At 36.5% G+C, this 23,264-nt stretch carries 20 protein-coding genes; 11 read left to right on the top strand and 9 right to left on the bottom strand.

Going from position 1 to position 23,264, the window contains the following annotated elements; genetic code table 11:
• Positions 1-251 precede the first annotated feature (251 nt).
• A complete protein-coding gene (locus STA7437_RS27305; protein WP_281169244.1) occupies positions 252-377 on the top strand; it encodes a hypothetical protein in 126 nt (41 codons plus the stop codon).
• A 15-nt stretch (positions 378-392) separates the two neighbouring features.
• On the opposite strand, the gene STA7437_RS24570 is transcribed toward STA7437_RS27305, so the two are convergent.
• A complete protein-coding gene (locus STA7437_RS24570) occupies positions 393-1,298 on the bottom strand; it encodes a hypothetical protein (RefSeq protein WP_015191483.1) in 906 nt (301 codons plus the stop codon).
• Positions 1,299-1,325: 27 nt separating this feature from the next.
• Entirely contained in the window at positions 1,326-2,786 is a 1,461-nt protein-coding gene (locus tag STA7437_RS00925; RefSeq protein WP_015191482.1) for a GTP-binding protein, read from the bottom strand.
• 263 nt (positions 2,787-3,049) lie between these two features.
• On the opposite strand from STA7437_RS00925, the gene STA7437_RS24565 reads away from it, so the two are divergent.
• The 3 genes from STA7437_RS24565 to STA7437_RS00910 all read left to right on the top strand — a co-directional run bounded on the left by STA7437_RS24565 (position 3,050) and on the right by STA7437_RS00910 (position 4,956).
• Complete coding sequence (locus STA7437_RS24565; protein WP_150109024.1) at positions 3,050-3,757, top strand: response regulator; 708 nt, start codon at positions 3,050-3,052, stop codon at positions 3,755-3,757.
• Positions 3,758-3,945: 188 nt separating this feature from the next.
• The gene (locus STA7437_RS24560) at positions 3,946-4,623 is read left to right on the top strand and encodes a response regulator (RefSeq protein ID WP_015191480.1); all 678 of its coding nucleotides are present in this window, start codon (positions 3,946-3,948) and stop codon (positions 4,621-4,623) included.
• Between the two features lie 69 nt (positions 4,624-4,692).
• Positions 4,693-4,956 (top strand): DUF3146 family protein, encoded by a 264-nt coding sequence (locus tag STA7437_RS00910; protein WP_015191479.1) that lies wholly within the window; start codon positions 4,693-4,695, stop codon positions 4,954-4,956.
• Here STA7437_RS00910 and STA7437_RS00905 read toward each other — a convergent pair.
• Both STA7437_RS00905 and STA7437_RS00900 read right to left on the bottom strand, forming a co-directional pair.
• Positions 4,934-5,341, bottom strand: a complete 408-nt coding sequence (locus tag STA7437_RS00905; RefSeq protein ID WP_015191478.1) for a pre-16S rRNA-processing nuclease YqgF — start codon at positions 5,339-5,341, stop codon at positions 4,934-4,936. The two genes, STA7437_RS00910 and STA7437_RS00905, sit on opposite strands and share 23 nt — an antisense overlap.
• A gap of 370 nt (positions 5,342-5,711) precedes the next feature.
• Positions 5,712-6,416 carry a M15 family metallopeptidase gene (locus tag STA7437_RS00900; protein WP_015191477.1) on the bottom strand — a complete coding sequence of 235 codons (705 nt, stop codon included), beginning with the start codon at positions 6,414-6,416 and terminating at the stop codon, positions 5,712-5,714.
• Between the two features lie 186 nt (positions 6,417-6,602).
• Here STA7437_RS00900 and STA7437_RS00895 point away from each other — a divergent pair, with 186 nt between their 5' ends.
• The 5 genes from STA7437_RS00895 (at position 6,603) to STA7437_RS00875 (ending at position 13,959) form a co-directional block, all read left to right on the top strand.
• Complete coding sequence (locus tag STA7437_RS00895; RefSeq protein WP_015191476.1) at positions 6,603-9,611, top strand: plasmid replication protein, CyRepA1 family; 3,009 nt, start codon at positions 6,603-6,605, stop codon at positions 9,609-9,611.
• Between the two features lie 100 nt (positions 9,612-9,711).
• Positions 9,712-10,035 carry a DUF6825 family protein gene (locus STA7437_RS00890; RefSeq protein WP_015191475.1) on the top strand — a complete coding sequence of 108 codons (324 nt, stop codon included), beginning with the start codon at positions 9,712-9,714 and terminating at the stop codon, positions 10,033-10,035.
• Positions 10,036-10,196: 161 nt separating this feature from the next.
• A complete protein-coding gene (locus STA7437_RS00885) occupies positions 10,197-11,891 on the top strand; it encodes an ABC1 kinase family protein (RefSeq protein ID WP_407696433.1) in 1,695 nt (564 codons plus the stop codon).
• A 30-nt stretch (positions 11,892-11,921) separates the two neighbouring features.
• Positions 11,922-12,647 (top strand): Stp1/IreP family PP2C-type Ser/Thr phosphatase, encoded by a 726-nt coding sequence (locus tag STA7437_RS00880; protein WP_015191473.1) that lies wholly within the window; start codon positions 11,922-11,924, stop codon positions 12,645-12,647.
• Positions 12,648-12,780: 133 nt separating this feature from the next.
• Entirely contained in the window at positions 12,781-13,959 is a 1,179-nt protein-coding gene (locus tag STA7437_RS00875) for a M20 family metallopeptidase (RefSeq protein WP_015191472.1), read from the top strand.
• Between the two features lie 88 nt (positions 13,960-14,047).
• Here STA7437_RS00875 and STA7437_RS00870 read toward each other — a convergent pair whose 3' ends face one another.
• On the bottom strand, positions 14,048-16,315 hold the full coding sequence (locus tag STA7437_RS00870; protein ID WP_015191471.1) for a fused MFS/spermidine synthase: 2,268 nt from the start codon (positions 16,313-16,315) through the stop codon (positions 14,048-14,050).
• A gap of 301 nt (positions 16,316-16,616) precedes the next feature.
• Here STA7437_RS00870 and STA7437_RS00865 point away from each other — a divergent pair, with 301 nt between their 5' ends.
• Positions 16,617-17,897: an aminotransferase class V-fold PLP-dependent enzyme gene (locus tag STA7437_RS00865; protein WP_015191470.1), complete on the top strand. Its 1,281-nt coding sequence runs from the start codon at positions 16,617-16,619 to the stop codon at positions 17,895-17,897.
• Positions 17,898-17,918: 21 nt separating this feature from the next.
• Here STA7437_RS00865 and STA7437_RS00860 read toward each other — a convergent pair whose 3' ends face one another.
• From STA7437_RS00860 to STA7437_RS00845, 4 genes are all read right to left on the bottom strand, one after another.
• Positions 17,919-18,674: an SDR family oxidoreductase gene (locus tag STA7437_RS00860; RefSeq protein ID WP_015191469.1), complete on the bottom strand. Its 756-nt coding sequence runs from the start codon at positions 18,672-18,674 to the stop codon at positions 17,919-17,921.
• A 13-nt stretch (positions 18,675-18,687) separates the two neighbouring features.
• Positions 18,688-19,473, bottom strand: coding sequence for a DUF1206 domain-containing protein (locus STA7437_RS00855; RefSeq protein WP_015191468.1), 786 nt, complete (start codon positions 19,471-19,473; stop codon positions 18,688-18,690).
• A 296-nt stretch (positions 19,474-19,769) separates the two neighbouring features.
• The gene (locus tag STA7437_RS00850) at positions 19,770-20,432 is read right to left on the bottom strand and encodes a cyclase family protein (protein ID WP_015191467.1); all 663 of its coding nucleotides are present in this window, start codon (positions 20,430-20,432) and stop codon (positions 19,770-19,772) included.
• Positions 20,386-21,513, bottom strand: a complete 1,128-nt coding sequence (locus tag STA7437_RS00845; protein ID WP_015191466.1) for a potassium channel family protein — start codon at positions 21,511-21,513, stop codon at positions 20,386-20,388. The genes STA7437_RS00850 and STA7437_RS00845 overlap by 47 nt, the downstream gene beginning before the upstream one ends.
• Before the next feature lie 353 nt (positions 21,514-21,866).
• On the opposite strand from STA7437_RS00845, the gene trmFO reads away from it, so the two are divergent.
• Positions 21,867-23,237 carry an FADH(2)-oxidizing methylenetetrahydrofolate--tRNA-(uracil(54)-C(5))-methyltransferase TrmFO gene (trmFO, locus tag STA7437_RS00840; RefSeq protein WP_015191465.1) on the top strand — a complete coding sequence of 457 codons (1,371 nt, stop codon included), beginning with the start codon at positions 21,867-21,869 and terminating at the stop codon, positions 23,235-23,237.
• Positions 23,238-23,264 lie beyond the last annotated feature (27 nt).

The raw sequence follows: 23,264 nt of genomic DNA, 5'->3' as shown, positions 1-23,264 counted from the left end.
TACATTAATCGATGTTATGAATTCAGAAAATATAGTAAAAATTATAAGAATGTGGTCGCATTATGGAGAAGACAATAAATCCTTAAAATTATTCTTTTCAAATAACACCAGTGCTTTTTCAAAGATACTTTATAATTTAGACATAGATAACAAAACACCATCACAACCAATTAATAAGCGAACAATAACAAAATAAAAGAATTAACGAACATAATCGTAGAATAAATAGACTAGAAGAAGAAATTAAAACTTTGAAACGAGATGTAGAGCCTCAAGGATGGATTAGTAATACTTTTAATGCTGTTGAAGATGATTTAGATGAAATAAAAACTAGCATTAGCAAGCTAGCACAACAAGTAAATCATAATTTCATTTAATTTTAATATCATAGGTTAATACTGTTGACAATATAATTTTAATTGTAGTTTATTAAGTTCTGGTTGTAATTGATTAATCAAACTATCAATTTGTTTTTGTAAAACACTTTTTAAAATTAATTCGGCTTTAATTAATAAAAAGATATCAGGATAGCAATTAAATAAAACTAAATAACCATTGCGACCCTGTAATAAAATTTTTTGAGCCGTTTGAGCTTGATTTTGTTTTAATTCTCTTGGATTTAAATTTTTAATGATATTAGTAAGAATTAATTGGGTTTTTCGCTCCAAACTAATTGGTTTAGTTAATAATTCTCCTGTTTGAGTGATTAAAACTGCTCCTGAAATCCCCATTTTTTCAGCGATCGCATTTCGTAAAACTATTTCTAGAGGATTAATTGATGAAGGTTGAGTCGGAATTAATAAATTAAGCAGTTGATTTTGTTGTAAAACAACTAAACTGTGTTGACGAATTACTGGCGAAATTTTCATTTCCATTCCAGCAGATTGATAGCCATTAAAATCAGGAATGTAAACTGGCTCTAAACTATGGAATAGTAAATCGTGGCGGTTAATTTGGCTGAGTGGTCCTCTTTGCAAACAGTTAAAGATATTATTAAGCTGTTGAGCAGTTAAAGGGCGATCGCAATAATAACCAAGAAAATAAGGAACATTAATCCGTTCAAAATCATCATTAATGTCGCTCTTGAGCCACCCAAAAAAACTATTGTCTGCGTCAATTTGTCGTAAAAAAGCTGCTTGATAACCTGGCGGTGGTGGTTGATAAGCATTCCAACATCGATCAACTACTAATTCTAAAAACAATTGCTGTAGTTGAGGAGTAATTTGCCCGCTAGTAAGCAATTTAAATCCTATTTCGGGAAAGCTAGTATAAACAAGTTGGTCAACAAATAAAGCCATAGCGCGCTCAAAATTAGAAGAGATAAACTATTTTTCAAAATTTATCCCAGATTGATTAACCCTTAACTTAGCTTGTAATTCAGACTTGATCCGATTAAGAATCGATTCTTCATCCAACGAATCCAAAATATTTTTTACTACCGCCTTTGGGCCATCGGGACCCCAAGATGCACCATTAGCTAGATAGGTTTTGGTAATTTGTCCAATTGCGTAAGAAGAGACACCAGCTACTCCTGCTTGTGCGATCGCAATTGATAAATAAGGAGCTAAGGATAATCCACCTGTCAGAGGTACACTCAATCCTAACATCCCTTTGAGCGAGCTTAGACCCAAAGTAGCTAAAAGTTCACTAGCACCTATTCCTCCCATACTCAAAGCAATTTTACGTAACAAAGCGATCGCACCAGCTTGAGTCATGGGAATGCCGTATAAACGGGAAAGAGTAATAATAATGGCAATATCAATTATCGCACCAGTAAATAAGTCAATTGCCGTCACAGGATTTAGAGCGATCGCTACTGCTTTAAACATGACTCCTTTGTAAATCAAACGATTGGCAGCTTCTTCCCGAATCTCTAATTTGCGCTGTAAAATTTGTTCATTAACTTCGTCAGCAAACAGCATACTGTTGAGAGCAATCAACGATTTACCTTCCCGATTAAGTATTTCAAGTATTTTTAATTTAAGGCTGTCTACCTGTGGTTGTCCCCGTTGACGCTGTACTTTTAATTTACCATCAGCTTGACGAATTGCTTGTGCTTGTAGCGGAGACGCTGCTACCATAACAATTTCTTCAGGAGAAAGTAACTGTTTGACTCGCTCATCTCTAATCTTGTGATAAATTGCCAAACGATCTGCTTCAGGATACTGATCAATTTTATTAAATACCAGCAAGATTGGTTTGCCTGCCTCCCGCAATCGCGATAAAGCATTGTATTCAACTTGAGTTAGATCTCCTGCAATCACAAATAAAATGAGATCTACTTGTTTAGCTAAATCACAAGCTAATGCTTCTCTGACTTCTCCATTAACCTCATCAATTCCAGGAGTATCAATTAATTGAATTTTACTTTTTCCTATTCCTGTGGATATAGTCAGAGTTTGTAAATTTTCTTCTGTGTTGCCTAATTTCTCTGGAGTCAACTGCCAATTAGCACTGTTGATTTTATTAGTAACACCGTGAAGTGGTCCGGCAGTAAAGATTTCTTGTCCCAAAAGAGCATTTAACACCGAAGACTTGCCTCTTCCCACCATGCCAAAAGCAGCAATTTGCACTAGAGAATGCTCCAACTTATCTAGCATTTCGGTTAGACGGCTCAGATCTGATTCTAATCCTGCTTGTTCTTGATCGCTAAGATCGAGATTACGAATTAAATCTCTCAGAGAATTTTGAGCTTTTTTATAGTTTATTTCTGTAGTAATTTCTTGAAAACTTAATAAAGTAAGTTCTAATTCTTCTGAATGACTGGAGCTATCAAAAGATAACAAAGAATACCTCCCACTAATGTTAATTGAAATTGATTGATATCTGACCGATTTGGTAATTTAAACTACAAATTGTCTTTTAAGTTAAATTTGATCGGCTAAATTTTGAATCAAAACAGAATTATTTTTACAATTAAAATAAAACAAAACTGATAATTACTCAGAGACGATTCTCAATAACAGTGAAACCGCAGTTAATTATTTTTCATTTAACTAATTTACTACCTAATTTCATCAGTTTATTAATAAATATTTGTTTAAATCCTATGATTAATATTTTAATAGTTGCTAATCAAAAATCAGTTGACCACTATTGGCAAGTTACTTTAAATGCCGAATCCGATCTTCAAGTAGTCGGTTTTGCTAACAATGGCAAAACTGCCTTAGAAAAAATTGCTCAGCTACAACCCGACATTGTTCTAATTGATTTAAAAATACCTCAGCTAGATGGAATAAAGACAACCCAGATTATTCGTGACCACTTTCCTCAAACTAAAACAATAGTCTTTAGTAATAACGGTGACCACAGTGAACTGTATAGTTCAATCTCAGCAGGAGCAAAAGGTTATTTACTTAAAAATACTCCCTCCAACGAAATAGCTCATACTATTCGTTATGTTAACAAAGGTTATTTTCAGTTAGCACCTGGTTTACTAGAACAACTGCTCACTCAATTAACCACTAATTCCTCTTATCATGATTTTATTACTCTAGAAAAACAAGTTAGATGGCATTTTTATCAATTAGAAACAATTATCAAAGCCGAACCTAAACAATTAATTGATAATACCCTCAATCAAATTCGCGAACAATTAATTTCTACTTTAGATTTAAAATTATATAGTTTAAAAAATAAACAAGGAGAAACAATTCAAATCTTGAAAAAGCTTCAAGAAAAAATTTACATTTTAAGTCTTGTACAAATTTTGATTATTTTGGTTTGGATTGGCTATAGTTTAATGTTTTTGAAATAAAAAGTTTATATTTAAATTATTATTTCGATTTTATAAATTCAGTTTATTATTGGTTAAATTATCGTTATTAATTTAGGATAAACCAATCTCGAAAAACTAGCAATCTAATGATATACTCTTACAAAATCTTTAAATTAAGTAGAAGTATCGAGCAAACTTGATAGTTATTTTAACAGGAATTGCAAACAATGATTCGCGTTCTGATAGTTGATGATCAGAACCTAATTAGACAAGCTTTACAGATGTATTTAGAAGCTGAGTCTGATATTAAGGTTGTCGGTCAAGCTAATGATGGTCTAGAAGCAATAGAAAAAATTCAAAATCTCAAACCTGACCTTACCATATTAGATATAGAAATGCCAGGTATGGACGGTATTACAACAATTAAAGTTGTAGCACAACGTTTTCCCGAAAATAAAATTTTAGTTTTAAGTAGTCATAATAATGAAGTAGATGTTGAAAATGCAATGCAGTCAGGAGCAAAAGGTTATCTCCTCAAAAATACCCCTGCTCATGAATTAGCTGATGCTATTCGCTATGTTTACAAAGGTTATTGTCAATTAAGTCCTGGATTGTTAGAAAAACTGATTGAAAGAACTTCTCAAAATTTTCCCGAGCATATTACCCAATTAGAAGAAAAATTTAATCAACGTATCGATATTTTAGAAAAATCTGGCAGTCCTTTTAGTAAGGAAGCAAGAGAAGATATTATCACCGAATTGCAGCTTACTAAAAAACAGTTAGTCAAAGTTAAAGTAGCTTATAAAAGATTAGAACAACAGTTTTCTTGGATTGTAATCTATTTAATATCTTTGACAATTTTGTTTTTTACGGGAGTAGCCTTTTTTATTTTTGTCAAACTATAAACATCTTGAAGGTTAGATATGATTTAACTTGTAACCTAAAATTAGGATAAAAATTTCTAAGCAAATATTGTGAGTTCTCGATCGCTCCCAGAAACTACCGCCTACGTTCGGATTACCAAACAATCTTGGCATTTGGGCAACCTTGAAGGAGAAGTCAAGGCTGCTAACTATCATTGGCAATTTCAGTGGCGTTTTCGACAAAAAAAACTATTAATTCAACCTTCTTTAGGCAGGGCATTAATTCAAGAGCCTCTTGGACGCTTTTTAGAACACTGTGATTATCAATTAGAACCAGGTGGAGATTATATGTTTACTGTCCGTACTCAGATGTAGCCAAATATCTTTCAATCAAGAGAATAGCTACAATATCGTCTACTGGACGAGGAGGAATCCGCATTCCTTGAGGAATTAACTTTTTTAAACCTCGAGGTGGATACATCTGCCAATAACGTTCTCTAGCTTCAACAGAACTATTATTTTCATCTACCATTACTAAAGGAATTGAGAAGGACAACTCTGATTCAATCTTTTGTCGCCAGCTTTTAGCTGTGGTTAAATTACCCATGACAATTAGTTTGATTTCATATTGTTGACATAACTTTTGCAGATCAGCTAACGCCAGTTGAGAATCAACTACTTGATGAAAAACAATTTGGCGAGCAAAATTCATTACTGCAATACCGCATTTATCTCTGCCTGGATCAAAACCTAAAATCATTTACCAAAAGGAAATTGTCTGCTTTTTAAACCTAAAATGAGCCTAACAAAAATAAAGTTACCTGTAGAGTGCAGGTAACTAAATGGCTTGTTATGGAGGAATGACAAAGGAGACCACAACAGCTATTTATGATTGATTACTGTTAAGGAGTAGAGCATTTCAATTATAATTACTTCGTAGTTAGCTCTCGCTCTTAGGGATTTAAATAACCCTTCTAGAACGAAACCACGAACTATCACTGTTATTGGTCTACAATGACAATACCTGAAATAATAATAGCTTTATCTCTATTTATTTGTCAATAACAATAGATTTAAATCTATGTTAACAATAGGAATTTATCTTCTAAAATAAGAGCGATTTGAATTAGCTAAATTCTGCCATAACGAGCAATTACAGAATTATTAGGATTATTTTGGTTGTGTAACCAAGCCCACATTTGATCGCCTAACGAAAAATGCCACCATTCTCTAGGATGACGAGAAAAACCAGCATTAAGCATCACTCTTTCTAGCAATTGACGACGACGATGGAATTGCTGTTCCTTAATGTCTTGACTTTTGGCATAGTAATCAGGATGAGAACGCGGAGAGATTTCATCAATTTGACCTCCCAGATCTAGAGTAATACCTCGATCATCAATTAAAGTCAGATCGATCGCTGCTCCTGTACTATGAGGAGGAGGAGTTAAAGGATCTAAGCTAGGTGCAGCCCAAAGTTGATATACTTGATCCCAAATTTTTTGACGCTGTTGAGGAGAAAGCTTATGTTCTGGCAAACCCTGTCGCTTGAGTAGTATCCCATAGGTGTAATCAACCATAAATTGCTGTACTCCTACAGTTCGATAAGCATCAAAAATTTTTAATTTCCAACCAGGATAGCTTTTATTCAATAGAAACTGCGCTTTTTCTAAAGCAGTCACTACTCCTTGACGTAAACAGTAAGGCGATCGCTCTCCATAATTTGCTCCTAACCTTTCATAGGGATGGGGTAACTCTACGGCGAATTTTTCTAAAGGAATGGGAACAAGAGGTTCTCCGCATTCTTCGATGGGAATTTGCTGGTATGAATTCACAGATTTTTAAAAGACGAGGCAGTAAAAAATACTTTGGCTGTAAATCTAATTTAACGGAAGTTGCGGTTGTCTACCACTAAAGCCTAGTCTTAAGATATTTAGTGTTGTATTACGATTTTTTTTGCTCATCATACACCACATATAGTGGTATCATACTTACTCTTCAATCGGTAGGAAAAAATAAAGATGAATCATCAATTGGAATGGCAAGCTAGTTGTGTCGACGAAGAGTTAACTAATCTCAATGTAATTCCTTTGCATGGTTTTTCACCTTCCGAATATTTACTTTACTCTGATGCTATTCCCAGAAGAAATGACGGTCGGGTAACTGAAGGATTTCTTCAACTTTATGCTCATACAACCGAAGGTGGTTGGTGGTGTTCGGGGGTTGATGTTATGACTGGAGAAGAAGATTTATGGGGTTGTTTTAAGCCTGTCCAACCACGTCAAAGTATTAATCAAGACAAACTGATTAAATACGAACATCCTCCTAAAACTGCCACAGGATTATTTGCTCTCAAAGTTCCTGTTCGGATTTGGGAAAAAATTGCTCATCGCTACAGAGTAGATATTATAGCTTCAGATTGGGATCAAACTCGTTCTGATTTAGGTTTTTGGCAATGGTTGCTCAAACATCCTGAAATTCCTTTGTGTATTACTGAAGGAGCAAAAAAGGCAGGTGCATTATTGTCGGCTGGTTATGTAGCTGTTGGTTTACCAGGAATTAACAATGGTTATCGCACACCGAAAGATGAAACAGGAAAACGGATCGGTAAATCTTATTTAATTTCTCAATTACAAGAATTAATTAAGCAGCAACGAGAAGTATATTTTGTTTTCGATCAAGATACTAAACCGAATACGATCAAAGCAGTTAACACTGCGATTAAAAAAACTGGCTATTTACTTGAACAGCTTGGTTGCACAGTTAAAGTTGTTCATTGGAAATCGAGTTTAGGTAAAGGAGTAGATGACTTAATTGCTAATCAAACTCAAGCTGCTTTTGATTGCGCCTATCAAAATGCCTTAACTTTTGAAACCTGGAAAGCGCAAGCTTGGAATCGTTTAACCCATCTTCCTCAACTACAATTTAATTGTCCCTATTTACCAGCAGTAGATCTTCCTGATTCCGCTCAATTGATTGGGATTAAATCCCCTAAAGGAACGGGCAAAACCAAGTTTCTAGAACAAATTGTAGCCGATGCCATTGCTATTGAACAAAAAGTTTTAGTAATTGGTCATCGAATTCAGTTGGTTCAGGCTTTATGTCAGCGTTTTGACCTTAATTATGTTACTGAAATCAAAACTAATTCTGGTGATGGAATTGGGTTTGGTTTGTGTATAGATTCACTTCACCCTAATTCTCAAGCTCAATTTAATCCTGAAGATTGGTCAGATAGTATTGTTATTTTTGATGAAGTAGAACAAGTTATCTGGCATTGTTTAAATTCTAGTACTTGTAAAGCCAATCGAGTAGCAATTCTAAGGTCTTTAAAACTTTTACTACAAAATGTTTTGACAGGCAAGGGCAAAGTCTATGCTGTGGATGCTGATTTGAGTGATATTTCCCTTGATTATCTCATTTCCCTGTCAGGAACTGCGATTGAACCTTATCTTATCTACAATGATTGGCAACCCAATCCTCAATCTGCTTGGCAAGTTTATAACTATCAAGACAGTACGCCGAAAAAAATTGTTAAAGATTTAGAGAAATATATTAAACAAGGAGGCAAACCGATGGTTTGTCTTTCTGCCCAAAAATTAACCAGTAAATGGGGAACTAGGACTTTAGAAGCCTATTTTCGTAAAAAATTTCCTCACAAGAAGATTTTACGCCTTGATTCGGAATCTCTTGCCGACCCTCAGCATCCTGCTTATGGATGTATTACCAAATTAAATGAAGTCCTAATTAACTATGAGGTGGTTTTAGCTAGTCCTTCCATTGAAACAGGTATTTCGATTGAATTATCCGATCACTTTACTTCAGTTTGGTGTCTTGCTCAAGGAATTCAAGGGGAAAATGCAGTTAGACAAACTTTAGCTAGAGTAAGAGCTAATATTCCTCGTTATCTTTGGTGTGCTAATTATGGCTTTAATCGAATTGGCAATGGTTCAACTTCAATTCCTAGTTTACTTACTTCAGGACATCGTTTAACTCAACTGAATATCCGTTTGCTACAACAATCAGATTTTGAAAGTTTAGAAGATATTGATACAGGATTTCAAGCCGAATCCTTACTTTGTTGGGCAAAAATGGCGGTAAGATACAACGCAGGCATGATTAATTACCGTGAGTCAATTTTATCGGCTCTCAAAGATGAAGGACATCAAATTCTTCCTCCACCTGTCAATATCATTACTTCTAACCAAAAAGATAAAACCCCATCTTTATTAGAAGCGATCGCAGAAGTGAGGCAACAAAACTATCAAAACGAATGTCAAGCGATCGCAGAAGCTAAAAGTTTGACAGAAAAACAATATCAAAGCCTTAAAAAAAGAATAGTCAAAACTCTGCTTCAAAAACATCAACTCAAAAAATACGAACTACAACAACGCTATCATCTTCCCGTTACTCCTGAATTAATTGCTTTAGATGATGATGGTTGGTATGACAAAATTCGCCTACATTACTTTTTAACTGTTGGTCGTTCTTTTTTAGCAGATCGAGATGCCAAAGTTGCCCTGAAATTAATTCAACAAGGAGAAGGAAGTTTATTTTTACCTGATTTTAATGGTTCTCAACTAGGGGCAAGTGTTGGCACAATGGAAGTGTTAGGAGTTCCTATTTTGATTAATCATCCAGAAAGAGAATTACGCAATAGCGATCGCGATCTTCAAGCTCTAGCCAGCACTGCACTACACCATCGCAGCGAAATTAAAACAACATTAGGAATTGGTCTAGCTAAAAACTCTAGTCCGATTATTATTATTAGACGTTTATTAGAAAAAATCGATTACGGGATTCGTTGTATCCGTTATGAGCGTCAAAATCAGAAACGGGTTAGAGTTTATCAACTAGTTAAACCGAAAGATTTAAGAGAACAAGTCTTTCATCATTGGTTAACCATCGATAGTCAACGTCCAGGTAATTCTTTATTTTTGCATGACAATTACTCTCGTTATCTAAAAGTTTTACCCCTTGCTACAGAACCATCTCCAGGGTACGTTCAACTAAGTTTGAATTTGACAGATTAAATTCAATCGTAAGAAAAATTTTTAATCCTATCCCTTTAAAACCTCTTCTGATCGAGAAGAGATATAATTTGTAACGAAAGCTATTAAGAAATTTTGCGCGATGAGCAATCCCGTAATTCAAGCCTTTTTTTTTGGCAGAGCCTTGGCTGAAGTTCTCAATGAAAAATTAGAAGAATCTGTAACCAACGCTCTGAGCGATTTAGGTAAATTTGATGCTGAAGCCAGAGAAAATCTTAGACAATTTATTGAAGAAGTTCAAGCTAGAGCCGAACGAGAAGCTAATTTTGCTTCAGCAAATCCTGCCTCCGGTACTACTAACAATAATAAAAATGTTGATACCGAAGACTTACAAGAAATGCTCGATCAATTACGAGCAGAAATTGCCAGCTTAAAAGCTGAATTGAATAAATATCGCAATCAATAACTTTAAATTAGGATTATGGCAAGCTAAATAAAATTAGCTTATACATAATCATTTTTGGATAAAAATCAGATTTAGTAAAAATTTTATTAAGAAAACGAGTGTCTGCCGTCTCTCAAACCTCCCAAAATTCTGTAAATAACGAGTCTAATTCAGACTCAAATTTGGCAATCAATCGACCAGAAACAGGCAAAAAAACTTATCGTTGGAATCGTGAAAATTATTCTCGAACTCGTCGTCGCATCGATATTTGGATTTTTGTTTTTACCCTGCTTTTTAAATTCTGGCGTAATGGTAAAAAATGGTCTTATTCAGGTGGTTTTACTGAAGAAAAACTAGCCCAAAGAAGAAAAGCTCAAGCGATTTGGATTAGAGAAAGCTTATTAGAATTAGGTCCAACTTTTATTAAAGTAGGGCAGTTGTTTTCTACTCGTGCAGATTTATTTCCCTCAGAATATGTTGAAGAATTAGCTAAATTACAAGATCGAGTTCCTGCTTTTGCCTACGAGCAAGTAGCAGCAATTATCGAGAAAGATTTAGGTAAACCAATCGGACAGTTATTTCATAAATTCGATCCTACTCCTTTAGCAGCAGCAAGCTTAGGACAAGTTCATAAAGCTCAACTTCATAGTGGGGAAGAAGTGGTTGTTAAAGTCCAACGACCAGGATTGAAACAATTATTTACAATTGATCTCGCCATTCTCAAACAAATTGCTCGTTATTTTCAAAATCATCCTCGTTGGGGGCAAGGAAAAGACTGGATTGGGATTTATGAAGAATGCTGTCGAATTCTCTGGGAAGAAACTGATTATATTAATGAAGGGCGAAATGCTGACACTTTTCGGCGTAATTTCCGTCAAGAAAATTGGGTGCATGTCCCCAGAGTTTACTGGCGATATGCTTCTCCACGAGTTTTGACCTTAGAATATTTGCCAGGCATTAAAATTAGTCATTATGAAGCGATTGAAGCAGCAGGTTTAGACCGCAAATTATTAGCTAGGTTGGGAGCAAAAGCTTATCTACAACAATTGTTAAACAGTGGTTTTTTTCACGCCGATCCCCATCCAGGCAATATTGCTGTTAGTCCTGAAGGTTCTTTAATTTTCTACGATTTTGGCATGATGGGGCAGATCAAAAATAATATCCGTGAAAAATTAATGGATACATTGTTTGGTATTGCTCAAAAAAATGCCGATTTAGTAGTTAATTCCTTAATCGAAGTAGGTGCTTTAACTCCTACAGGCGATCTTAGTCCAGTTAGACGTTCAGTTCAGTATATGCTGGATAACTTCATGGATAAGCCGTTTGAGGAACAATCGATTGAAGCGATTAGTGAAGATCTTTATGACATTGCCTACGGACAACCATTTCGGTTTCCAGCTACATTTACCTTTGTAATGCGCGCTTTTTCTACCCTGGAAGGAGTAGGCAAAGGATTAGACCCCGAATTTAATTTTATGGAAGTGGCACAACCATTTGCAATGCAGCTTATGACAAATAGTAACGGACGAAACAATAGTACAATTTTCGATGAAATAGGAAGACAAGCTGCTCAAGTTGGTAGTACAGCTTTAGGACTCCCTAGACGAATCGAGGATACAATAGATAAATTAGAGCGAGGAGATTTACGGGTAAGAGTACGCTCAATCGAATCAGAACGAGCCTTACGTCGTCTCAGTGCAGTTCAGATGGGTACTAACCATACTATTTTGATCGGCGCATTGATTTTATCGGCAACTCTCTTATTCGTTAATGGTTCTATTAATCTTGCTGCGATCGCTGCTGGTTTGGCACTTGTTCCTGCTTGGGCATTGCTAAGACTTTACAGAAAGATTGACCGCAGTGACCGAATGTTTTAAACTCGCAAAAAATCATCAGGCAAATTACGTATGAAACGTCGTTTTATAGGTCTTACAGATACAGGAATAGTACGTACAGTCAATCAAGATAATTATTTTGTTGATGATGAAGAAGGACGTTTTTTCATTGTCGCCGACGGTATGGGAGGACACGCTGGTGGGCAAGAAGCTAGCAAAATCGCTACAGAAGCAATTACAGCTTATTTAATCAATAATTGGGATTCTTCTCTCCCTTCCGACGTATTGCTTCAAGAAGCAATTGACAAGGCTAATCAAAGTATTCTTGAAGACCAATCTCAGCATCCAGAACGAGGAGATATGGGAACGACGGTAGTAGTCGTGATCTTCCGCGAACAGCAATCTTGGTGCGCTCATGTGGGTGATTCTCGTCTGTATCGCTTGCGTGATTCTCAACTTGAACAAATTACTGATGACCATACTTGGGTGGGTTTAGCTCTTAAAGCAGGGGAAATTAGTAAAGAACAAGCTCAATTTCATCCTTGGCGACACGTTCTATCTCAATGTCTGGGTAGAAAAGACTTATATAAAATTTCTCTACAACCACTCGATGTTCAATCAGGCGATCGCTTGTTATTATGTAGTGATGGTTTAACTGAAGAAGTTTCTGATGATCAGATTCAAACTTTTCTCACTCACTGCAAAACTTGTCAGGAAGCTGCTGAAGAATTAATTGCAGCAGCCAAAAAAGCAGGAGGTTCAGATAATATTACGGTGGTAATTGTGGCTGAGGATTAATTAGTTATCGGTCACATTGATTGCACAAGTGATAAAAAACAAAAGACGACATTGAAAAGCAAGGGATATTAAGGTTAATTAAAGTTAATAGTAGTTACTATTTGTTTAATTGTAGGTTCTTAATTTTTTATAGATGCTTGCTGAAATCAAAGACTTAGCCGCAACCCTTGCTCCAAGATTAATTGAAATTCGTCGTCATTTTCATGCTCATCCTGAATTGAGTGGAGAAGAATATCAAACTGCTGCTTACGTAGCAGGTGTGTTGTCATCCTCTGGACTTCACGTCCGCGAAGCAGTCGGTAAAACAGGTGTATTAGGAGAGTTACCAGGAACAGGCACAGACAAGCGAATCTTGGCAATTCGGACTGATCTGGATGCTTTGCCCATCCAAGAGCGTACTCAGTTAGACTATGCTTCTCGAAGAGTTGGAGTTATGCACGCTTGTGGTCATGATGTTCATACTACCTTGGGCTTGGGAACAGCAATGATTTTAGCTCAATTGTCGGAAAATCTTCCTGGAACTACTCGCTTTTTGTTTCAATCAGCCGAAGAAATAGCTCAAGGAGCTAGATGGATGGTTCAAGATGGCGCAATGGAAGGAGTGGAAGCAATTTTTGGTGTTCATGTTTTTCCTTCAATTCCTGCTCGTCACGTTGGTATTCGTTACGGTGCTTTAACTGCTGCTGCCGATGATTTAGAAATTATTATTCAAGGAGAATCAGGACATGGTGCGCGTCCTCATGAAGCGATCGATGCCATTTGGATTGCTGCTCAGGTAATTACCAATTTACAACAGGCAATTAGTCGGACACAAAATCCTCTCCATCCAATTGTTTTAACGATTGGGAAGATTGAAGGCGGAAGAGCTTCTAATGTTATTGCCGATCGCGTGAGGATGCTTGGTACAGTACGCTCACTTTATCCTGAGAGTCATGCCAACTTACCCCAGTGGATTGAAAATATTACGGCTCAGGTTTGTCAGACTTATGGAGCTAAATATGAAGTTAATTATCGTCGAGGAGTTCCTTCGGTTCAAAATGATTTGAGTTTGACTCAAATTTTGGAAGCAGCTAGCAGGGAGGCTTGGGGCAGCGATCGCGTTAAGATTATTACTGAGCCTTCTTTGGGTTCTGAAGATTTTTCTGTTTATCTAGACCACGCTCCTGGTTCGATGTTTCGTCTTGGGGTAGGATACTGCGATCGCCCTAATTATCCTCTTCATCATCCTTTATTTGAAGTTGATGAGGCAGCTATTATCACTGGTGTTGTTACCCTTGCTTATGCAACTTATAAATATTGGCAAGAATCATAAAAATTAGAAGCCAAAAGTCAAAAGTAGGGGCGAATGGCCATTCGCCTGTACAAAAAGTCATGCTTCTGTACCAAAGTCTAAGTTATTTTTAATTGCTTAAAGAGTGGTTGAGATAGTATTCTGCCCGAGGAAATAAATCGGTGTTAACTGCTTGGGGTTGACCATCTTGAGTATGGGAGTACATTTGTACAGAAGCAGCTTGGATATCTCGGCGTAAAGCTTCAAAATTGACTTCGGCTTTTTGTAAGAAACTTATTACTTCTGGATTGTTGAGCTTAACCAACAAACTATTTTTATCAAAAATGACAGGCTGTTCACTACCAAACAAAACTGATAAATCTTGTGACAATTTTACTCTCGTAACATAGGGAAAAACATTGCGAAAGGTTTGTTCTGCTGCTTTGCCCACATCCCATTCCACAAACATCCCAGCAGGAGCTAAATGCGATCGCACTTCTTGAAAAAATTCTTGAGAATACAACATTCCTGCACGCGATCGCCAAGGTTGAATTGCGTCGGCTTCTATGATGTCAAATTTGCGGTCAGCTATGGTTAATTCTCTGCGTCCATCACCTACTACAAATTGGTAACGGGGGTCTTGAAATAGAGCTTTTAGTGGTTTTCCAATCGGAGTTTGAGCATACTTTTGCAATACTGGTAATTCTGCTCCCATTAATTCTACTACCTGTACTTGTTTGGTTAGGGGATTAGCTCCTAGTGTATGAGGAGTGCCTCCTGAACCCAAACCGATAATCATAATTTGGTTAGGATGGGGATGAAGTAAAGCAGGCACAGTACCTAACAAGGCATGAAGATGGAGATAGGGAAAATTTGCCTGAACTTGTCCAGAAGCAAATAATTTACCTTGATTGTTTTCTTCGGCAATGGCAGCTACTCCAGTTGAGTCTTCCGCCACTATAAAATAAGTTTTTGGTTTAACTCCATGTAAGGCTGCCCAAAGACGATGATTATTGGGAAAAAATATCATAGTAGCAACTAAAATAACTGCTAGGGTGGTTGTAAACCGAGCCTTTTTCCAATTGGGACGAATCGCAATTATAAATCCTAATCCTAGTAAAACCAATAATCGCAAAGAATTGGCTGTGCCTAAATATTGCAGTAAAACTAAACCTGTCAACAAACTACCTGTTGTATTGCCTAAAATATTAGCAATTAAGATTAATCCGACTCTTCTGCCAATGCGATCGTCATGAACCTGAACAGCTTTTTGTACTAAAGGAAAGTAAAATCCTAAGAGTAAATTAGGTAAAACCATCATGACGATGGGAACGATTAAATATTTGAAAAATACGGCAAAACTGAGATTAGAAAGATTAATATAACCAATATCAGCCCGTAAAGCTGGATAATCTTGCCAATAAGACCCAATTGCCCAAATCGAAATGGCAGCATAAGCAGCAACCATTCCTTGAATTAAGAGAAAAACTTTTTTCGGTTGTTTAATAAATCTAATCGCTTTAGCTCCGATCAAACTACCACAAGCATTGCTAACTAAAATAAAAGTTAATAAATGAGCGTAAGTGTAAGCATTGGACTGTAAAGCAATATCTAAAACTCTAAACCAAATGATTTCTAAAGAAATTGCACTAAAGCCTGACAGAAAAACTAACCAACACCACTGTTTAAAAAAGCTTGATTGATCTTTAAACAAGTTGGTATCTTGGGTTTCTCTAGAGTAATTTTGATTGGTAAATCGTTCAGCACAAATTAATGCGATCGCGCCAACTAAAGCACTAATTGCTGCACCAAAATAAACTGTTTTTTCATAGCCAATTGTGCCAACAATATACCACCCAGAAAGAAATGTTCCTATTCCCGAACCTAGAGTATTAACACCATAAAGTAAACCAATTCGGGAGGCAGAATCTTTCGCATGACGGCTAACTGCTTTTGATAATAGGGGTAAAGATAAACCCATCAAACTGGTAGGAATCAGCAAACTGCAAAAAACTATGATCAGCATTAAGACGGATGAGTCTGCCAAATATCGCCATCTCAGAAACAACCAATCGTAAAATAAAAAACGACTAAAAACAGCAAAAGCAGCAATACCCAGGTTACACGCACCGTAAATTCTGACGCATTGACGATTAGTAGCGCGATCGCTGTACCAACCACCAATCAGATTACCTAAACCTAATCCTGCTAAATAGGAGGCAATAATAATCGTTACCGAACGAACATCAGAACCAGAAAACAGTCCTAACATTCGCTGCCAAGCTACTTGATACAGAAGAGCAGTAAAACCAGACAGAAAAAAAAGAACTGAAATAGTTGCTATTACCGAGGTAGTTTTAGCTTCAGAAGTATTACGAGGAGGTGGAAAGGTTAGCATAATTTTCGAAGCTTAACCAAACAAAATTTCTTTAAAATAACTAAATAATAAAGGCTAAAAATCTGCTTGAATTTATTATGCTACGTTTTGGAGTTTTGGTGGCGAATCATCAGTATGTACTTAATTTAGAAATTTGAAAAGATTAGTACGAGGGAATAGTTAGATTGTTTGGTTCGGAAGAAAATTTTAGGTCTAAAGAATTTAACAGAATTGTCATTTTTGCATCATGATTTTTGTCCACTCTAAAAGCAAATAGAAACATTAATAATTTCTATAGCTGTTTAATGGAGGACAGGAATGAATGGTTTTCAAACGCAGAGATTTGATCGTTTCAGCAGGTTTAGGAGCTACTGTTGCTTCTTTAAGCAACTTAATTGGTAGCACTGACAAATCTGTAACAGTTAGCCAAACAAAAACAACCAATACAGATCAATGGCAAGAAATACGCAATCAATTTAATTTAGACCCAAACTTTATTCATTTGGCAGGTCTATTAATAACTTCTCATCCTAAGCCAGTCAGAGAGGCGATCGCCCAGTATCGTAACAATCTCAATAATAACCCAGGACTTTACTTACCTCAAAACAATTCCAGGCTACAAGCAGAAGCACGTCAAGCCGTAGGAAGATATCTTGGTGCGCGATCACAAGATCTTGCTTTAGTTGACAGCACAACGGCAGGAATTGCTTTGGTAATTAATGGTTTGCAAATTCGCGAAGATCAAGAAATGTTGAGTGCAAATTTTGATTACTACTCAACTCACGAAGCACTACGTTACCAAGCAAATCGCTCTGGAGCTAATTTGCGTAAATTCTCACTCTATCAAAACATTCAAACTGTTTCTGCCGAAGAAATTGTCGATAATCTGATCGATAAAGTTCGCAGCCAAACTCGGGTTGTTACTGCAACTTGGGTTCATTCTAGTACTGGATTAAAAGTTCCTATTCGTCAAATAGCAGATAGGTTAGCACAAATTAATAACGCTCGTAGCAATGCCAATCGAATCCTTTTTTTAGTTGATGGAGTTCATGGTTTAGGAGTAGAAGACAATAATATTAATGATCTTGGTTGTGATTTTTTTATGGCAGGAACACATAAATGGATGTTTGCTCCAAGAGGTACAGGAATAATTTGGGGCAATCCAAAAACTCAAACTGCTGTTTCACCAACTATTCCAACCTTTACGCGCACTGGTGATTGGGGAGGTTCGATGACACCAGGTGGGTTTAAGTCTTTTGAGCATCTTTGGGCAATGACACAAGCTTTTGAATTTCATCAACAAATGGGCAAAGCTCGCGTCAGCGATCGCATCCATAGTTTGAGCCGACAACTTAAGGAAGGACTTAGTACAATGTCTAATGTAACCCTTCATACACCAATGGATGATAGTTTATCTGCGGGGATTGTCTGTTTTAGTGTTGATGGACTCAACCCATCCCAAGTTGTAAGCCAACTCAGACAACGTAATATTATTGCTAGTGTTACTCCCTATTCCCCTTCTTATGCACGCTTAACTCCAGGAGTGTATAATAATCCCGAGGAAATAGAGCGAGTCTTAACTGTAATTCGAGAACTTGCTTGAATCTCAGTCACAACGAACAAATTAAGCAAGTTGGGCAAAAAGAGCTTCCCAATTAGTAGAGGTAGATTTATTTCCAGAATTAATTATTGCAAAAGCTTTATTTTCACTCATGGGGTAAAAAAGACATTCTACACAAGCATTAGCAACATCAATCCGACTAGTTTGTCCATTAAGATCATCCCCCTTAGCTATCACTACCGCTTGTTTACCATCGGTTTTAGCTTTTAATAAAGTATTGAGGTCATAAGAAGTATAGGGACCATCAATTAAACGTCCAGGACGAATAATTGTGTAAGGAAAACCAGAAGACGCGATCGCTTTTTCTCCCTCTAGTTTGGCATCAAGTACCCCAAAAGCATTGAGTAAATTAAAAGGAAACTGATCTTTACGCAGCACACCAGCAGAAGAGACAAATACAAATCGTTTTAAATCTGAAGCAGCAGCAAGTAAGTTTTTAACTCCTTTGGCATCTACTTCTTCAGGACTATTATTAGCTTGAAAAATGTTTTTAAAATCCCATCTTGAGGAAGGAAAGGCAGTAGTACCAGTACAACAAATAATATGAGTTACATTTTGAGTAACCGTAGATAAAGTATTGCGGTGGCGAATATCACCAACTGCAATAGCTACGCGGTCTTCAAACATTTGTTTAGCTTTAGCTTCATTTCGAGTAAGCACTAGCACAGCAATATTTTTCTCTAATAATTTTGCTACTACTAACTGTCCTACTCCACCAGTCGCACCTGCCACTAAAACTAAATCTGAATTAGCTATCATAAATTTTTTTTAATTAACCACTAAATTTGAAACGACGATAACGCGCTTGCACAAATAAATAAATACCATAGGCTACTAATCCCGCAGCAACTAAAGCGAGTAAAAACTTACCAAAAGGTTGCTGAGAAAGACTTAGTAACGCTCCATCTAATCCTCTAACTTCATTAGGATTGGATTTATAAGCTGCTTGTAAAACAAAAAAACCAATAATAATAAATACGACACCTCTAGCAGCGATGCCAAAACGGCTAATTTTTACCAACCAGTTTTTTTGTTGCCCATTAAGTTCACTCATGTTGAGCTTTTTGCGAAATTTTTCTTTATATGCTTGATAAATCAAGGCAAAACCAAGACCAACTATAATCGCCCCAGCTAATCCTACTAACCATCTACCAAAAGGTTGTTGCATGACTATGGCAGTCCAGTCTTGTTGAGAGTTACCGCTACCACCACCCGAACTTGAACCAATTGCCAACAAAGCAGCATTAGCAGCAATTCCACTATAAACTAATCCACTGATTAAATAGCCTAAACGAGTAGCTAATCCTTTAGCATCAGAACCATGATGATCTGGATCTTTGATAGCTTCGACTAAACGCCAAATCACATAACCAAATAAACCAATAGCAATTAAAATTAAAACAATTTGTCCAAAAGGTTGAGTAGCAATTTCATGTAAAGCACCAGTAGGATCTGTCGTCTTTCCACCTTGATTAAAAGCAGCTAGTAGTGCCAAAATACCAATTAATCCATAGACAAAACCTTTGGAAACATAGCCAAATCTAGCAAAATTTTCCATTATTTTTTAAAGTTTACTTTCAATAAAACTCTTAAAATTGATGCCTTATTTTATCGAAAGAGAATAAAAAATATATCTATCTTTGTATTTAAAAATTTTTGGGATTACTGGTTACCAATTACCAGTAGAGACGCGACATATCGCGTCTCTACACGAGTGATGACTTGTTATTGTCCCTCTTCTTCTTCTGCCTCCTGCCTTCTGTCTCTTAATTAACCATGAACATAAGCGAAGCGCACTACCGTAGATCTCAAAAAAAACCAGGGAGCTAATCTACCTCACGAGAATAAGAAACGCTATATTAGTCTTAAAATTGCCCTGGCTAAACCCCCATCGCCGTTTTTTATTTTAATGGGCAAACAAATTAATTCATATTCTCCTGGTTCAACTTGAGATAAATTAAGTCCTTCTATTACCCAAATTCCTGCACCTAGTAAGGCATGATGAACCTCAATCACATTGCCTTGATAACCACCAACTGAAAGATAATCTACTCCCACAGTACAAACTTGTTTTTGAGCTAGATATTGAGCAGCTTCGGTAGAAATGTAAACAAAATCTTCTACAAACAGATCACTTTGATAACAACGCTCGGAATTAAGGGTTTTAAATAAAACTCTTTCTCCTGGTTGTAAATTATAAGGTTCTAGTTCTGCAACTTTAATCGATTCTGAATCTTGAATTCCAATAACTCTAGCTTTGCCAATTGTGGCTTCTAAAGGCATTTGGTCAATACCTAAACCACCTTTAATAAAATGATTGATGCCATCAACATGAGTACCTGTATGAGAACCAAGGGTAATTTTTGAGACATTGCAGACATCTCCGTGTGCTAAACATTGACTAGGTTCAATTCTTACAGGGGGATTATCTGGCCAATGAGCCATTCCTGAATGAATAGTCAAAGAAATATCAATCCAATTTTTGGTTGTGTTGGTGTTTGATGATTGATTGGTCATGATTATCGTAGTTATTAAAGTAAAAACTTTGATTAATCGGGATTTGATCGTCTAAATGGTTAGCTCTGTTAATTTTTGAGCTAGAATCAACAGCATCCCAAGTCCAACCATCATTAGTTACTAAAGCCAATAATAATCGACGACGTTTTTGAAGATGATCCATCGCTTGCTCAAAAGAGCGATCGCTTTTGAGAGGAATCTGTTGACTTTTAATTAATTCCAAGCAAGGTAGTTTGGGAGTGTGTTTAGCTGGTTGAAGATATACTGATTTGAGGGTTTTAATAAAAGCAGTACTGGCTCTTCGCAGCGGATTTAAACTAGCTGGATCTAGCTGTGTAGGAGAAGTGACCGCATATTGTAATAAAGTTAGAGCTTCATCTAAAGCAACTACACTCAAGGAAAAAGAACGCGATCGCTCTTGGCTATGAAAATAATGCAGAATGGGATAAGTTAAATGTTGTTCTCCTAATTCAGTTAACATAGAAGCAAGAGCAATTAAATGTTGGTCTAACTGACCAAAATCTTTACCGTTCCAAGCTCTAACTAAAATTTCTTCTGCTGTTCCTCCTAAACTCGCAATATAAAGGGCCAAAGAACGTTTCTTCGTTACCGCAGACACTACAGGAAAAAGATAAGCAATCGAAAGAGTGACTAAAAAAAAGCCATTAGCAGCAGCAACTCCAGTTAAAAGATGCCATACCATCCCTTGGGGTTGATAATCACCACGACCAAGAGTAGTGATTGTATAAGCGGTAAAATAAATTCTTCCTAAAATACTAGCTGGTTGTTGATTAGAAACATTTAAAACCGCATTTTCAAAAGAACAAAAAATTAGCGACCAAGCTGCCCAGGTTAAGAAGTACCATAACAAAACCATCCCTACTAGTAACAATAAACCGACAATTTCTAATAAGTGATGATTAGTTTTATGTCGATGAACTCTTAATGCCAATCGCCATAGCCAAGCAGAAAATCGATTGGTTAGAAAACCTCCACCCATAACTGTTAGAGTAGTTACAAGTACATCTGAAGTTACCAAAAATAAAAGAGCTAATCCTGAAACGATCAGCAAAATGGACATCAAATTTTGTTAATGAGTAAATCTAAAAGAGAAATTTGATTTCTTAGGTAGTTTTTATACATTAACCAGAGACTAATTAGATAATCAGCAATTAAAAATCAAAATAAATAAAATATTTAGTTTTAGTTTTTGTAAATGCTTTTTTTGAATTGGCTCTATCTCGTTAAAATAAGGAACAAGAAATCAGATATTTATTGTCGTGTTGTTGATTCACAAAAATTATCCCTCTACAGTTAGATTTATCAATGAGTTCAATAAATTTTTAACCACAGATTTACATAAAATAAAAAAACAATCTAATCAAGACAGAAATAATAAATAAATTTAGATAGTATCTAACTCAAGATTCAAAAATGACAACAACGAAAGTAACAGTAATTGGTGCAGGTTTAGCAGGAGTTGAAGCAGCTTGGCAAATCGCTCAAGCAGGAGTTGCGGTAGACTTATACGAAATGCGTCCAGTCCGTGCTAGTCCTGCTCATCATACAGCAGAATTAGCTGAGTTAGTCTGCAGTAATTCCTTTGGCGCAATGGCAAGCGATCGCGCTGCTGGTTTACTTCATGAAGAGTTACGTCGTTTGGGTTCAATTATTATTAGTACGGCTGATCGCCATTCTGTTCCTGCTGGTGGTGCTTTAGCAGTCGACAGAGGAGTCTTTAGCAGTCAATTAACTACTACTTTAGCGAATCATCCTTTAATTAACTTAAAACGTGAAGAAATCACAGAAATACCTACTGATGGAGTAGTTGTCTTAGCTACAGGACCTTTAACTAGTCCACAGTTAGCGTCAGATTTGCAACGCTTTACAGGCATGGAATATTTTAGTTTCTTCGATGCTGCTAGTCCCATTGTGGTTGGAGAATCAATTAATCAAGAGATTGTCTTTCTAGCCTCTCGCTACGATAAAGGAGAATCAGCTTATCTTAATTGTCCGATGAATAAGGAACAATATCTTCATTTTTGGCAAGAATTGGCTCATGCCGAACAAGCTGAATTAAAAGATTTTGAAAGAGAAAATGCTAAATTCTTTGAAGGCTGTCTCCCCATTGAAGAATTGGCAAAACGTGGCGAAGATACCATGCGTTATGGTCCTCTCAAACCTGTCGGACTATTTGACTCTCGTTTAGGAGATTTTCGCGATCCAGTCAACAAATCTAAACGTCCTTATGCAGTGGTGCAATTGCGTCAGGAAGATAAAGCAGGAGAACTATGGAATATGGTAGGTTTTCAAACCAATTTAAAATGGGGAGAACAAAAACGAGTGTTTAGCCTCATTCCTGGTTTAGAAAAAGCTGAATTTGTCCGCATGGGAGTGATGCATCGCAACACTTTTATTAATTCCCCTGGACTTCTTCATCCCACTTTACAATTTCAATCTAGAGAAACTTTACTCGCTGCGGGTCAATTAGTAGGGACAGAAGGATACACTGCTGCTACTGCTGGAGGTTGGTTAGCAGGAACTAATGCAGCTAGATTAATTTTAGGCAAAGAACCTCTAATTATACCCAATACTACTATGATGGGTGCATTGTTTGATTTTATTAGTTCTGCTTCTCCTAAACATTTTCAACCCATGCCTCCCAACTTTGGCATTTTACCGCAGTTACCTAGTAAAATTCGCAATAAAAGAGAAAGATATGGACAATATCGCGATCGCTCTTTAACAGATTTGGATACTTGGCAAACTAAACTTTTAACTTCAGCTTTAACCGTTGTAACTTAAGTAAAATCATGACTGTAAAGCCAGAAA

Source organism: Stanieria cyanosphaera PCC 7437 (assembly GCF_000317575.1).
In the GTDB taxonomy this organism is placed as follows: domain Bacteria; phylum Cyanobacteriota; class Cyanobacteriia; order Cyanobacteriales; family Xenococcaceae; genus Stanieria; species Stanieria cyanosphaera.
The sequence above is the reverse complement of the archived record's forward strand: the minus strand, read 5'-3'. Positions and strand labels throughout refer to the sequence as shown.